Here is a 12,866-nt window from a genome sequence, read left to right as displayed (position 1 = left end):
GGTGGCCGGGAGTTTGTCGATCACCTGTGACAAGAGGTGCCGTGCCGGGGGCTGCCGCCCCCGACCCCCCGCTTCGGCCCTAGGGGGTGTTTTGAAAGTCCCGCACAGCACCCACGGCGCCCGGCACGCACCCTCGCCGCACCGGCCAAAGACCCAAGTACGTCCAGTACGAGGGCCTTCGTCCGGCACGCCGAGGGCACGCACCGAACACCGCGGGCACCGCACAGGACTTTCGAAACACCCCCTAAAGGGGCCTCGTCCTCGAACGCCGGACGGGCTGAAAGCAGTGACCGGCGCCGAGAAGCTTCCCCTACGCCAGCGCCCGCCCGAGCACGTAAACCGCCGGCGCAGCCGCCGCCAGCGGCAGTGCCACGCCCGCCGTGAAGTGGACGAACCTCGACGGGTAGTCGTAGCTCGCCACCCGGTGGCCGATCAGCGCGCAGACGGCCGCCGCCGCGCCCAGCAGCGCGCCTTCGGTCCCTACGTCCGTCATGCCGCCGACCGCGATGCCCGCCCCCGCCGCGGCGAGGAGGGAGACGGTCACGGAGGCCGGGGTCGGTAGCGGAAGGGCCCGGGCCACGAGGGCCACCGCCACCGCCGCCGCGCCCACCGTCACCGCGTCCGCCGCGGCCGCCAGATAGCCCGCCGCCACGATGGCCAGGGCCGCCGAGGCGACCGTTGCCATCAGGCCGTACATGCGCTCGTCCGGATCGGCGTGGGAGCGGAGCTGGAGGACCAGGGCCAGCAGGACCCAGACACCCAGGGTGCCGAGGATCGCCGACGGGGCCCGGTCCGCCACCAGCAGCGCCACGTCCGCAGTCAGCGCGCCCGCGAAGGCCAGCGCGATGCCCTGGCGGGCCGGCCACATGCCGTTGAGGCGGAACCAGCCGGCCGCCGTCACGGCCTGGAGGAGGACCAGCGGAACCAGCAGCGCATACGCGCCGATCGCCGCCGTGCCCGAGAGCAGCAGTCCCAGCAGCGCCGTCAGCGCCGCCGGCTGCATGCCGGGCTCGATGATCGGGGAACGGCCCTCCAGACGGGCCCGCTGCGCGTCGGTGACGCGGGCGTTGCCGCCGATGGTGGCGGGACCGTAGCCCGAGTCCTCAGGCGCGGGGGGCGGGGTCCCCGCGGGTTCGGGGGTCTCCGGGGGCAGCGGTGCCGCGTACGGCTCGTACCCCTGCTGCGGCAGATACGCCGTCTCCGCGGCAGACGCCGTCGCCTGGACCTGGGTCTCCCAGGTCTGCCCCTGCCACTGCTGCGTGTACTGCTGGGCGGCCTGCGGGTCGTCGTACCCCTGCCATCCCCGCTGCTGCCCGTAGGGGTCGTAGGCGTCGTACTGGCCGTCGTGCGGCCCCTGATACGGCTGGTCGGTCATCGCTCATCCTCCTGCGAACGGCGGGAGCACCTCGACCGTGCCGCCGTCGGCCAGCCGTACCGTCTCATGCCCGCGGGTGCCCACGGGGTCACCGTCGATGAGGAAGGAGCATCGCCGCAGGACGCGCGCGAGTTCCCCGGGGTGTCGCTCACGCACCGCGGCGAGCGCGTCGGCGAGCGTGGCCGCGTCGTACGCCTCCTCGGCGACCCCGGCCGCGGCCTTCGCGGCGGCCCAGTAGCGCACCGTGACCTTTGCCATCCCGTTCCTCTGTTCCTTCGGCTGCCGACAGGTTTCCTCGGCTGTCGACAGGGCCCAGGCTAGCCCGCCCGGCCGACAGCCCAGCGACCGATGCGGGCCAGCAGCTCGTCGGCGGCCGCGTGCTCCGCGTGGCCCATGCCGGGCTCCAGCCACAGTTCGCCGTGGTCACCGGAGGCCTCGGCCAGCATGCGCGGGTGGTCGACCGGGAAATAGCCGTCGCGATCGCCGTGCACGATCAGCAGCGGGGTCGGGGCGATCGCCGGCACCGACTCCACCGGGGAGAGCGGGACCGGGCTCCACCCCCGGTGATGGATGCGCGTACGGAGTCCGTAGCGGCTCACGATGCGGCCCTCGGGGCGGGTTACCAGCCAGTGCACCCGCCGCATAGGGGGCGTGCCCCGGTAGTACCAACGGGCGGGGGCACTGACCGAAACCACCGCGTCCGTACGCGCTTCCGTGCGCCCCTCGCGCATCGAACCGTCCGCTCCGTACAGCGCCCCGTGCCGCAGCGCCACGGACCCGCCCATGGAGAAGCCCACCGTCACCACGCGCGCGTGCCCGAGCTCCCGTGCCCAGGTCACCGCGGCCGCCAGATCGAGGACCTCCCTGTCCCCCACCGTCGACCGCCCGCCGGAGCGCCCGTGCCCCCGGAAGGAGAAGGTGACCACGGCTCCGTACTGCGCGAACGCCCTCGCCACGCGGCGCACGTGCGGGCGGTCCACATCGCCCGTGAAACCGTGCGCGATCACAAACACCGGGTCACCGGAAGGTGGAGTTCCGGCGTCGTATACGAGCGCACCCGGTTCGTATACGGAATCGATCGTCACTCCGTCGTCCGTGCGCAGAAACGTCCGCATAGGGGTGCGTCTGTTCGTCTCAGAGTTCGGAACAGTCGTCGAACGCGCCACATGACCTGCCGGACCAGTCCTCATGTGGGCTATTCTGCTGGGCAGAGGACTCGGGCAGCGAAGCCCCCGGGTCCTTTTGTGCTTTCGGAAGCGTTGTATACGACGCGGGAAACCGCAGGTGTACGGAGCCTTCGGGACGCAGAGCTGTACCGCTGTGCCGCAAACGTCCTCGCAGGGACCGAGGAGGAACCAGACGTATGAGTTCTCTGCTGCTCCTGACCAATGCCCTCCAGCCGTCGACGGAGGTGCTTCCGGCTCTCGGCCTGCTCCTGCACAACGTGCGAGTGGCCCCGGCCGAAGGCCCCGCCCTTGTCGACACCCCGGGCGCCGACGTCATCCTGATCGACGGCCGCCGTGATCTGCCGCAGGTGCGCAGCCTGTGCCAGCTGCTGCGCTCCACCGGGCCCGGCTGCCCGCTCATCCTCGTCGTCACCGAGGGCGGCCTCGCCGCCGTCACCGCCGACTGGGGCATCGACGACGTCCTGCTCGACACCGCAGGCCCCGCCGAGGTCGAGGCGCGGCTGCGGCTCGCCATGGGCAGGCAGCAGATCGTCAACGACGACTCCCCCATGGAGATCCGCAACGGCGACCTCTCCGTCGACGAGGCGACCTACTCCGCGAAGCTCAAGGGACGGGTCCTCGACCTCACCTTCAAGGAGTTCGAGCTCCTCAAGTACCTCGCCCAGCACCCGGGCCGCGTCTTCACGCGCGCGCAGCTGCTGCAGGAGGTCTGGGGCTACGACTACTTCGGTGGCACCCGGACCGTCGACGTCCACGTACGACGCCTGCGCGCCAAGCTCGGCCCCGAGCACGAGTCGCTGATCGGGACCGTCCGGAACGTGGGTTATCGATTCGTTACGCCCGAGAAGGGCGACCGTGCCTCCGACGAGGCGCGGGCCAAGGCAGCCCCGCAAAAGGCGGAGGATGCGGACGAGACGGCCGTCCTGGACGGCGTGGAGATCAGCGCGGACGCCTAGGAGTCCCGGACAGCGCTCAGGCAGGGCACAGGGAAGCTCCTTCACGCCCTGCCCAGAGCGGGTCCATCCGCGTAGACTCCGCGCGTGGCCAAGGTAACCAGGGATGATGTGGCGCGGCTGGCAGGGACGTCCACTGCCGTCGTCAGCTATGTCATCAACAACGGACCCCGGCCGGTTGCCCCGGCCACGCGCGAGCGTGTCCTCGCCGCGATCAAGGAGCTGGGGTACCGGCCCGACCGCGTCGCCCAGGCCATGGCCTCGCGGCGCACGGACCTCATAGGCCTGATCATCCCGGACGCGCGCCAGCCCTTCTTCGGGGAGATGGCGCACGCGGTCGAACAGGCCGCCTCCGAGCGCGGGAAGATGGTCCTCGTCGGCAACACCGACTATGTCGGCGAGCGCGAGGTCCACTATCTGCGGGCCTTTCTGGGCATGCGGGTCTCCGGTCTCATCCTGGTCAGCCACGCGCTGAACGACCTGGCCGCCGCCGAGATCGACGCCTGGGACGCCCGGGTGGTGCTGCTGCACGAACGCCCCGAGGCGATCGACGACGTCGCCGTCGTCACCGACGACCTCGGCGGCGCGCAGCTCGCCGTGCGGCATCTGCTGGAGCACGGCTACGACTACGTCGCCTGTATGGGCGGTACCGCCGAGACTCCGTCGGTCGGTGACCCGGTCTCCGACCACGTCGAGGGCTGGCGGCGCGCGATGGACGAGGCCGGGCTGCCGACCGAGGGGCGGCTGTTCGAGGCGCCGTACAACCGCTATGACGCGTACCAGATAGCGCTGGAGATCCTCGCCGGGCCGTCCCGCCCTCCGGCGATCTTCTGCTCGACCGACGACCAGGCCATCGGCGTGCTGCGCGCGGCGCGCGAGCTGCGGATCGACGTCCCCGGGGAGCTGGTGGTGGCCGGCTTCGACGACATCAAGGAAGCGGCCCTGGCGGATCCGCCGCTGACGACGGTCGCGAGCGACCGGTCCGCCATGGCCCGGGCCGCGGTCGATCTGGTGCTGGACGACGGGCTGCGGGTTGCCGGGTCCCGGCGGGAGCGGTTGAAGGTGTTCCCGTCGCGGCTCGTGGTGCGGCGGTCCTGCGGCTGCGCCTAGCCGCCTTTACAACGGGCATACGCGGTTCTGTCGGGCTTCTCAGGGAGCGCTCAGGGAGCTCTCATGGTGGGCCGACATGCTCATTGCCATGACCGAGAGCTTCCGCCGCGACGGCGAGTACGAGCAGTACGAAAACCCGTACCAGGGCGCTCAGCAGCACGCTTCCGCCCCTGTGAACCCGGAGTGGCCGCCCCCGCCGGCCTACCAGCCCTCGGCTCTCCTCACCGAGGCACCGCGGAAGAGGAAGCGGAACCGGGGTCCCATCGCCCTCCTCGCCGCCGTCGCGCTGGTCGCCGCGGCCGTGGGCGGCGGTACCGCGTACGCCGTCCAGGAGCTGACCGGCAGCGACACCGTCGCCGCGAGCACCACCACCACGAGCGTGGTGCCGTCCAGCAAGAAGGGCGACATCGCGGCCATCGCCGAGGCGGTCAGCCCCAGCATCGTCGAGATCAGCGCGACGTCGAACTCCGGGGAGTCCACCGGCTCCGGCGTGATCATCACCAGTGACGGCGAGATCATCACCAACAACCACGTGATCTCCGGCGCCTCCTCGATCAAGGTGACGACCAGCGACGGCAAGGAGTACACCGCCGAGGTCGTCGGCACCGACAGCAGCAAGGACCTCGCCCTGATCAAGCTGGAGAACGCCTCCGGGCTGAAGGCGGCGAGCCTCGGCAACTCCGACAGCGTGCAGGTCGGCGACACGGTCGTGGCGATCGGCTCGCCCGAGGGCCTGACCGGCACCGTGACCAGCGGCATCGTCTCGGCGCTCGACCGCGATGTCACCGTCTCCACCGACGAGGGCCGGCAGCAACAGCGGGGCGGCGGAGGCTGGCCGTTCGAGTTCGGCGGCCAGGAGTTCAACGGCGACACCGGCTCGTCCACGACGACGTACAAGGCGCTCCAGACGGACGCCTCGCTGAACCCGGGCAACTCCGGCGGCGCGCTGATCGACATGAGCGGCAGCATCATCGGCATCAACTCCGCGATGTACTCCTCGGCTTCGGCCTCCTCCGACGCCGGCAGCGTGGGCCTCGGCTTCGCCATCCCGGTCAACACCGTCAAGTCCGACCTCGCGAAGCTGCGGTCGGGCTCCCAGAACTGAGGGGTACGTCATGATCAAGCAGGTCTCCCGCGCGGTGGCCGACACCGATCCGGCAGCCTTCGCCCTGGCCCTGGAGGTGGCGTACGAACTCCACGCCCCCTCCGCGAGGGCCCCGGAGCTGGCCACGGGCCGTACGACCGCCCGCCGCGCCCGCCGCCGTACGACGGCCCGAGCCTGATCCGTCCCTCAACGCACCCGCGGTGAACATGCGAGGCTGAATGCGTTGAACCGTCCCTCCGCACCCGAGGAACCCGAAGCCCATGAGCCCCGCCGATGGCGACCGTGACCCGCAGCGCATCCTGATCGTCGACGACGAGCCCGCGGTGCGAGAAGCCCTCCAGCGCAGCCTCGCCTTCGAGGGGTACGACACGGAGGTCGCCGTCGACGGCGCCGACGCCCTGGAGAAGGCGACGGCGTACCGTCCCGACCTGGTGGTCCTGGACATCCAGATGCCCCGCATGGACGGTCTGACCGTCGCGCGCCGCATCCGAGGGACGGGCGACACGACCCCGATCCTGATGCTGACGGCCCGCGACACGGTCGGCGACCGGGTGACCGGCCTCGACGCGGGGGCGGACGACTACCTGGTCAAGCCGTTCGAGCTGGACGAGCTGTTCGCACGGGTGCGGGCGCTGTTGCGGCGCAGCTCATACGCGGCGGCGGCCGGTGCGGGCGCGGTCGAGGACGACGAGGCCCTCACCTTCGCCGGCCTGCGCATGAACCTGGCGACGCGAGAGGTGACGCGGGGCGGGCGGCCGGTGGAGCTGACCCGCACGGAGTTCACCCTGCTGGAGATGTTCATGGCACACCCGCGTCAGGTGCTGACGCGGGAGCAGATCCTCAAGGCGGTGTGGGGCTTCGACTTCGAGCCGTCGTCGAATTCGCTGGATGTGTACGTCATGTACCTGCGCCGCAAGACCGAGGCGGGCGGCGAGCCGCGCCTCGTCCACACCGTGCGCGGGGTCGGGTACGTGCTGCGACAGGGCGGCGCCGAGTGAGAAGGGTGCTACGGCGCTTTCGGGCGCTGCCGATCCGGGCGCGGTTGTCGTTGCTGGTGGCGGCGGCGGTGGCGTTCGCGGTGGCCGCGGTTTCGGTGACGTGTTGGTTCATTGTGCAGGGGAAGCTGTATGAGCAGGTCGACGACGATCTGAAGAAGGCGTCGTTGAGGATGCCCGGGCAGCTCCAGGACGCGCTCGACAACTGCACCGAGACCCCGTACGGCACCGGCCTCTTCAGGAACACCTACTCCCAGCTGGTCCAGGAGGACGGAACGGTCTGCATCCTCCAGGACTCCGCGGCAACGGTGAAGGTCACCCAGGCCGACAAGGACGAGATCAAGAACGGCGACACCGACAAGATCTACTTCCGCAACGGCACCACCGGGGACGGCACGGACGTTCGCGTGCTGACCCGGCCTATGGGCGGCACCCGCACCGCCACCGGAGAGACGGGGCCCAATGTCGGGCTCGTCGTCGCCGTATCCCTGAAGAGCACCGAGAAGACGCTCAACGACCTCGCCCTCATCCTCCTCCTCGTATCCGGCATCGGAGTCCTGGGCGCCGGAGCCGCCGGTCTGGCAGTCGCCCGCGCAGGCCTCCGCCCTGTCGACAAGCTCACCGAGGCAGTCGAACACGTGGCCCGTACCGAGGACTTGAGCGTCCGTATCCCGGTGGAGGAGGAGAGCGAGGACGAGGTGGCCCGTCTCTCCCGTTCCTTCAACTCGATGACGTCCTCCCTGGCCAGCTCCCGAGAACTGCAGCAGCAGCTGATCGCGGACGCCGGCCACGAGCTGCGCACCCCCCTCACCTCCCTCCGCACGAACATCGAGCTCCTCACCCGCAGCGAGGAGACGGGCCGCCCGATCCCCCCGGAGGACCGCAAGGCCCTGATGGCGTCGGTCAAGGCGCAGATGACCGAACTGGCCGCGCTGATCGGCGACTTGCAGGAGCTGTCCCGCTCGGAGGGGCAGCGGGGCGAGCGCGTCCAGGTCGTGTCGATGGAGGACGCCGTCGAATCCGCCCTGCGCCGGGCACGGCTCCGCGGCCCGGAGCTGACGATCACCGCCGACCTCCAGCCCTGGTACGTCCGCGCGGAACCGACGGCGCTGGAGCGGGCGGTGGTCAACATCCTGGACAACGCGGTGAAGTTCAGCCCCGAGGGCGGCACGGTCGAGGTCGTGCTGACCGACGGCGTCCTCACCGTCCGCGACCACGGGCCGGGCATCCCCGCCGAGGAACTCCCCCACGTCTTCGACCGCTTCTGGCGCTCCCCCAGCGCCCGCGCCCTCCCCGGCTCGGGCCTCGGTCTCTCCATCGTGGCCCGTACGATCCAGCAGGCGGGCGGCGAGGTGTCGCTGGCCCGGGCCGAGGGCGGCGGCACGGTGGCGACCGTTCGGCTGCCGGGGGCACCGGTGCCGCCGCCGGAGAGCCCGGACTCCAGGAGCGTCAGGAAGCCGTAGGCGTCCAGTCGCCCAGCCAGTCCGCGTTCTCCTGGTCCGCGGCCTGGGCGTCGGTGAGCTGGGGGCGGTCGCTGCTCGCGGAGCCCGCGCCCGGCCCGGTGTTCTTGTACTCGGCGAAGCGGTCGTTCTTCCAGGAGAAGCCGCCCATGTCGGACCAGGGCGTGGACTTGATCGCGGCGCTCAGGGTGCTGTTGCGGACCGTCGTCTGGGGGCGGAGGGTGGCGTCGCCGCCGGCGTGCCAGTTGCGGCCCAGGAAGAAGCTGGCGTTCGATACGTCGCCGTTGACCGTGGAGCGGTTGATCAGGAGGCCCTTGCGGTCGGCGGCGGTGCTCGGGGCGGTGATGTAGCCCGCCGAGGTGCCGTTCCAGCGCTTCTTCAGGGTGATGATCGACTGGTCGATCACCGCTGTCGCACGGCCGAAGATGAAGTCGACGTTGCCCGTGATGTAGGAGTTCCGCACATAGACGCGGCCCAGCTTGTCCGCCGACGCCGTGTCCAGCAGCAGCGTGTCCTGGTCGCCGTTGATGATGAGCGAGTCCAGGAAGACCTTGTCGGCCGCCGTGCGCAGGGCCACCGCCTGGTGGCCGCTCAGGCTCTGGTTCGCGGCCTCGTCGAAGTCGTTGGTGATGGTGAGGTTGCGGGCCTGGAAGTCGTCCGCCTCCGCCGCGACCGTGGCGCTGCCCGAGGTGCCGTAGGTGCCCGAGCCGTCCGGCTTCGGGGTGCCCGACGCCTTGTTGTAGACGATCACCGTGTCCTTGCGGCTGCCGCCCGTGCCCTGGATGGTGACGTGCGGCTTGTTCGCCGGGACCTTGACCGTCTCGCGGTATGTGCCCGGCTTGACGGCGATGACGACCCGGGAGGGGTTGTTCGCGGGTACCGCGTTCACGGCGGCCTGGACGGTGGAGTACTGGCCGCTGCCGTCCTTGGCGACGGTGAGGGTGGTCGCGGCAGCTGCCGACGTAAAGGTGCCTATGGAACTGCGCGGGCCCGTACCGGACTTGAGCAGCGACGGCACGTCCGCCGTCCTGTCCAGCGTGTACGCGTAGTACGTCTTCGGGTCGAAGGCGGTGCCGCCGGACTCGTTACGGCCGCTCGTGCCCACGAAGGTGTTCCCCTTCTGGACGATCGCCGCCGTGCTGTCCTTGATGACGGGGTTGTTGACGCCCTGGAAGTAGGAGTTCTCCAGGACCATCTTCGTCCTGCCGCGGGAGTAGTTGCCGTAGGAGGACGTGATGGTGGTGCCCGACGTGTCCTCCAGGAAGTTGTTGTACAGGTGGGCGCGGGCCGCGTTGTCCGTGGACGGGTTGCGCTGTTCCGTCTCGCGGAACCAGTTGTGGTGGATCGTGATGTCGGTGACGACGTTCTCGGTCCAGCCGATGCCGAACGTCTTGTTGTTGTTGCTCAGCTTGTTCCAGGAGACGGTGATGTTCGTGCTGTCCTTGCGGACGTCGATCAGGCCGTCCGCCATGCGACTCAGGTCGTTGTGGTCGATCCAGACGTGGTGCGCGCCGTCCATCTGGATGGCGTCGAAGTCGTGGTCCTTGTCGTTCCAGGTGCCCTGGTACGAGTCCCGGATCGTCAGGTTCCGGATGATCACGTTGTGCACGCCGGTGCCCAGGAAGAACCCGCCGCCGACGATCTGCCCGGAGGTTCCGGACCCGACGATGGTCTTGTCGCTCGCGACCTTGATCTCTTTCCCCACGGGGTTCATGTTGATCGTCGCCGCTACGACGATGACGTACGGCTCGGCCGCGGTCGCGTACTTCTCCAGGTCCGCGAGGGTCTTCACGGTGACCGTCTTGCCGTCCCGGCCGCCGTAAGTGCCTTTCTGACCCAGGGAGTTGACAGAGGCGAAACCGTCCGCGGTGGCGGTCGCCCAGGCGGGGGTGGCGGCTGAGGCCTCCTCGGCTCCGGCGCCGATCCCGAACACCGACCCGTACGCCAGCGTGCCGGCCGCGGTCAGCGCCAGGGGGACGCCGATGGCGAGAGCCGTGTTGCGCCTGCGGTGCCGGGGGCGGCCGGTGCCTCTGTCGCGGGGTGCGCTCATGGGGAGTTCCATTCCGTGCGGGGGTGGCTGACCTCAGGTGGGTTGCCGCACGGAACGGAAAGGTTGCCGCGGCTACGGCTACGCGCTGCTCAATCTCGGCGCCTTACGTCTCATCGGTGTGCGTGGGGCGCCCGTCACACTCAGGTCCCAGCCAGAAGACTTGCTCCACGATGATCTGCGGGTCTTCTACGCGCGGCACGAAGGTGTACTTCAGCCATCCGTTGCCGAGATCGAAGAAGAGGCCGCGGGCGCCCTTTGGCTCGCTGGAACGGATAGGCATGACCCACATTCCGTCGGGGAGGCCGTCAGCAGTCGCGATGCCTCGGACATACGGATCCTTCGCCGTGACCAGTTCAGCGCGCGCCGCATTGACCATGTCCCCGTGTACGTCCTCATCGACGACTTCGACGGTCAAGGCGCCGTCACCCTCTTCACCGGCCCCCGCCCCGACAAGGCCGACTGGGAGGACATCCACCGCGTCCCGTACGGCTCCGACGTCACCATCCCCGAAGCTCCCGCCAAGGGCTTCGTGATCGGCGAGGCCATCACCGGGCCCAAGCGGAGTTGAGGACCAGCACCACGGAAGAGAACGAGGAAGGCGGTGACGGCCCGCAGGCCCGTCACCGCCTTCGCCGCGAGCGGAAGTCCTACCGCCCCTTTGCGATTCAGCCCACGATCGTGATCCGGTTCGTCACCGGCGGCGAGAGAGGGCTGGCCGCCGAGGAGTTGGCCAGCAGGTACTTCTCCAGCGCCGTCAGGTCATCCGAGCCGACCAGGTCGTTGGTGCCCTGGCCCAGCGTGGTGAAGCCGTCGCCGCCGCCCGCGAGGAAGCTGTTGGTGGCGACACGGTAGGTGGCGGCCGGGTCGATCGCGGCGCCGTTCAGCTTGATGGAGTCCGTCACCACACGGTCGGCGCCGGTCTTCGTCATGTCCAGCGTGTACGTCAGACCCGCCGACGGCTGAAGGATCTTCGGCGACGCCGCGTTCGAGCCGCTGACCTGCTCCTTCAGCACCTGGATCAGCTGCGCGCCGGTGAAGTCCTGAAGGTTCACCGTGTTGGAGAACGGCTGGACCGTGAAGCCCTCGGCGTAGGTCACCACGCCGTCGCCCTCGGTGCCCTTGGCCGCGTAGGTCAGCCCGGCCCGCACACCGCCCGGGTTCATCAGCGCCAGGTCGGTCTCCGGGTCCAGCTGCTTGCCGTGGGCGAGCTGCGCGTCCGCGATCAGGTCGCCCATCGGGGACTCGGCGCCGGTGTTCGGGACGTCGGCGGAGATGTAGCCGATCGGGCGGTTGCCGATGGGCGCCGCGAGGGTGTTCCACTTGCTGATCAGCTCGGTCATGTCGGTCGCCTTGGCGACGTCCCGGGTGACCACCTGGTTCGCCGACTTCACGGCCGTACGGGCGATGTCACCCGTCCAACGGTCGTACGTCAGCGTCGTGTCCGTGTAGAGCCGGCCGAAGGACGCGGCCGAGGTGACCGTGCGCGGCTGGCCCGCCGGGTCGTTGATGGTGCAGGCGTAGGCCGCGTGGGTGTGGCCGGTGACCAGCGCGTCGACCTTCGGGGTGACGTTCTTGGCGATGTCGACGATCGGACCGGAGATCCCGTCACCGGCGCCCGGCGAGTCGCAGTCGTAGTTGTACGCCGTCGAGGCGGGGGCCCCGCCCTCGTGGATCAGCGCGACGATCGACTTCACGCCCTGGCGCTGGAGCTCCTTGGCGTACTTGTTGATCGTCTCGACCTCGTCCTTGAACTTCAGGCCCTTGACACCCTCGGCGGAGACGACACCCGGGGTGTCCTCCAGGGTCACGCCGATGAAGCCGATCTTGACGTCCTTCTTCTTCCACACCCAGTACGGCTTGAGGATCGGCTTGCCGGTCTTCTCGTTCAGGGCGTTCGCCGCGAGGTAGGGGAAATCGGCGCCCTCGAACTCCTCGCCCTCGACGTAGCAGCCCTCCGTCGGGTGGCAGCCGCCCTTCTGGAGGCGGGACAGCTCGGCGGAGCCCTCGTCGAACTCGTGGTTGCCGACGCTGCTGACATCCAGGTCGAGCTTGTTCAGCGCCTCGATGGTGGGCTCGTCATGGAAGAGGCCCGAGACCAGCGGGGTGGCGCCGACCAGGTCGCCGGCGGCGGCGGTGACGGAGTACTTGTTGCCCTCGCGGGCCTGGCGCAGGTGGGTGGCGAGGTACTCCGCACCGCCCGCGTTGATGGTCTGGGTGGTGCCGTCCCCGTTGAGTTGGGTGACCCGGCCGGAGGAGCCGGACGGCGGCTCCAGATTGCCGTGCAGGTCGTTGAACGACAGCAGCTGGACGTCCTGGTAGCGGCTCGACGTGTAGCCGCCGCCCTTCCGGTCGCCGTCCTCCGCGGTCGCCGTCGCCGGCAGCGCGGCAGCCAGGGCGCCTGCGGTGGCGAGGCCCGCCGCGGCGGTCAGGATCAGATGCGTCCGGCGTCTGCGGCGGTGCTGCGGCTGCGTGGACATGGCTGGCATACGCCCCCCTGTGAGTCGTATGAAGCGGAAGAGAGTCATGACAGGGCAGTGACTGCCCGGGCGCAGCCTAGAGTCAACGCGCGTAGCGCGGAAGGTGGTTCCGGGTTACATCCTGGTTTCCCTTTTGCCGCCGGTTCGCCGTGAC

General features: G+C 69.8%; 13 protein-coding genes. 7 read left to right on the top strand and 6 right to left on the bottom strand.

What is annotated here, in order from left to right:
* Positions 1–310 precede the first annotated feature (310 nt).
* The 3 genes from RMT89_RS23210 to RMT89_RS23200 are packed head-to-tail and all read right to left on the bottom strand — an operon-like array spanning position 311 to position 2,565.
* A complete protein-coding gene (locus tag RMT89_RS23210; protein WP_315885698.1) occupies positions 311–1,375 on the bottom strand; it encodes a hypothetical protein in 1,065 nt (354 codons plus the stop codon).
* 3 nt (positions 1,376–1,378) lie between these two features.
* A complete protein-coding gene (locus RMT89_RS23205; RefSeq protein WP_315885697.1) occupies positions 1,379–1,633 on the bottom strand; it encodes a MoaD/ThiS family protein in 255 nt (84 codons plus the stop codon).
* 59 nt (positions 1,634–1,692) lie between these two features.
* Positions 1,693–2,565: an alpha/beta fold hydrolase gene (locus tag RMT89_RS23200; protein ID WP_315885696.1), complete on the bottom strand. Its 873-nt coding sequence runs from the start codon at positions 2,563–2,565 to the stop codon at positions 1,693–1,695.
* 173 nt (positions 2,566–2,738) lie between these two features.
* Here RMT89_RS23200 and RMT89_RS23195 point away from each other — a divergent pair, with 173 nt between their 5' ends.
* The 6 genes from RMT89_RS23195 to RMT89_RS23170 all read left to right on the top strand — a co-directional run bounded on the left by RMT89_RS23195 (position 2,739) and on the right by RMT89_RS23170 (position 8,188).
* Complete coding sequence (locus tag RMT89_RS23195) at positions 2,739–3,518, top strand: response regulator transcription factor (RefSeq protein ID WP_315885695.1); 780 nt, start codon at positions 2,739–2,741, stop codon at positions 3,516–3,518.
* Positions 3,519–3,602: 84 nt separating this feature from the next.
* On the top strand, positions 3,603–4,625 hold the full coding sequence (locus RMT89_RS23190) for a LacI family DNA-binding transcriptional regulator (protein ID WP_315885694.1): 1,023 nt from the start codon (positions 3,603–3,605) through the stop codon (positions 4,623–4,625).
* Positions 4,626–4,713: 88 nt separating this feature from the next.
* On the top strand, positions 4,714–5,730 hold the full coding sequence (locus tag RMT89_RS23185; RefSeq protein ID WP_315885693.1) for a trypsin-like peptidase domain-containing protein: 1,017 nt from the start codon (positions 4,714–4,716) through the stop codon (positions 5,728–5,730).
* A 10-nt stretch (positions 5,731–5,740) separates the two neighbouring features.
* A complete protein-coding gene (locus RMT89_RS23180) occupies positions 5,741–5,908 on the top strand; it encodes a hypothetical protein (RefSeq protein WP_315885692.1) in 168 nt (55 codons plus the stop codon).
* Positions 5,909–5,990: 82 nt separating this feature from the next.
* Complete coding sequence (locus tag RMT89_RS23175; RefSeq protein ID WP_315885691.1) at positions 5,991–6,728, top strand: response regulator transcription factor; 738 nt, start codon at positions 5,991–5,993, stop codon at positions 6,726–6,728.
* Entirely contained in the window at positions 6,725–8,188 is a 1,464-nt protein-coding gene (locus RMT89_RS23170; RefSeq protein WP_315885690.1) for a HAMP domain-containing sensor histidine kinase, read from the top strand. Before RMT89_RS23175 ends, RMT89_RS23170 begins: the two co-directional genes overlap by 4 nt.
* Here the strand turns inward: RMT89_RS23170 and RMT89_RS23165 are convergent.
* Both RMT89_RS23165 and RMT89_RS23160 read right to left on the bottom strand, forming a co-directional pair.
* Positions 8,175–10,235: a pectinesterase family protein gene (locus tag RMT89_RS23165; RefSeq protein ID WP_315885689.1), complete on the bottom strand. Its 2,061-nt coding sequence runs from the start codon at positions 10,233–10,235 to the stop codon at positions 8,175–8,177. The genes RMT89_RS23170 and RMT89_RS23165 overlap by 14 nt on opposite strands.
* 103 nt (positions 10,236–10,338) lie before the next feature.
* The gene (locus tag RMT89_RS23160; protein ID WP_315885688.1) at positions 10,339–10,611 is read right to left on the bottom strand and encodes a hypothetical protein; all 273 of its coding nucleotides are present in this window, start codon (positions 10,609–10,611) and stop codon (positions 10,339–10,341) included.
* A gap of 6 nt (positions 10,612–10,617) precedes the next feature.
* Here RMT89_RS23160 and RMT89_RS23155 point away from each other — a divergent pair, with 6 nt between their 5' ends.
* Positions 10,618–10,803: a hypothetical protein gene (locus RMT89_RS23155; protein ID WP_315885687.1), complete on the top strand. Its 186-nt coding sequence runs from the start codon at positions 10,618–10,620 to the stop codon at positions 10,801–10,803.
* Between the two features lie 97 nt (positions 10,804–10,900).
* On the opposite strand, the gene RMT89_RS23150 is transcribed toward RMT89_RS23155, so the two are convergent.
* Complete coding sequence (locus RMT89_RS23150) at positions 10,901–12,721, bottom strand: bifunctional metallophosphatase/5'-nucleotidase (RefSeq protein WP_315885686.1); 1,821 nt, start codon at positions 12,719–12,721, stop codon at positions 10,901–10,903.
* Positions 12,722–12,866 lie beyond the last annotated feature (145 nt).

The sequence above is a fragment of the Streptomyces sp. P17 genome, assembly GCF_032436805.1.
GTDB lineage: Bacteria > Actinomycetota > Actinomycetes > Streptomycetales > Streptomycetaceae > Streptomyces.
Note: the sequence above shows the minus strand (reverse complement) of the source record. Positions and strands in the feature narration are given on the sequence as shown.

Excerpts from the sequence above, each read along its gene's own strand:
- RMT89_RS23210 (WP_315885698.1), bottom strand. The coding sequence starts at position 1,375 with ATGACCGACCAGCCGTATCAGGGGCCGCACGACGGCCAGTACGACGCC.
- RMT89_RS23205 (WP_315885697.1), bottom strand. The coding sequence starts at position 1,633 with ATGGCAAAGGTCACGGTGCGCTACTGGGCCGCCGCGAAGGCCGCGGCC.
- RMT89_RS23200 (WP_315885696.1), bottom strand. The coding sequence starts at position 2,565 with ATGAGGACTGGTCCGGCAGGTCATGTGGCGCGTTCGACGACTGTTCCG.
- RMT89_RS23195 (WP_315885695.1), top strand. The coding sequence starts at position 2,739 with ATGAGTTCTCTGCTGCTCCTGACCAATGCCCTCCAGCCGTCGACGGAG.
- RMT89_RS23185 (WP_315885693.1), top strand. The coding sequence starts at position 4,714 with ATGACCGAGAGCTTCCGCCGCGACGGCGAGTACGAGCAGTACGAAAAC.
- RMT89_RS23180 (WP_315885692.1), top strand. The coding sequence starts at position 5,741 with ATGATCAAGCAGGTCTCCCGCGCGGTGGCCGACACCGATCCGGCAGCC.
- RMT89_RS23175 (WP_315885691.1), top strand. The coding sequence starts at position 5,991 with ATGAGCCCCGCCGATGGCGACCGTGACCCGCAGCGCATCCTGATCGTC.
- RMT89_RS23165 (WP_315885689.1), bottom strand. The coding sequence starts at position 10,235 with ATGAGCGCACCCCGCGACAGAGGCACCGGCCGCCCCCGGCACCGCAGG.
- RMT89_RS23160 (WP_315885688.1), bottom strand. The coding sequence starts at position 10,611 with ATGGTCAATGCGGCGCGCGCTGAACTGGTCACGGCGAAGGATCCGTAT.
- RMT89_RS23150 (WP_315885686.1), bottom strand. The coding sequence starts at position 12,721 with ATGCCAGCCATGTCCACGCAGCCGCAGCACCGCCGCAGACGCCGGACG.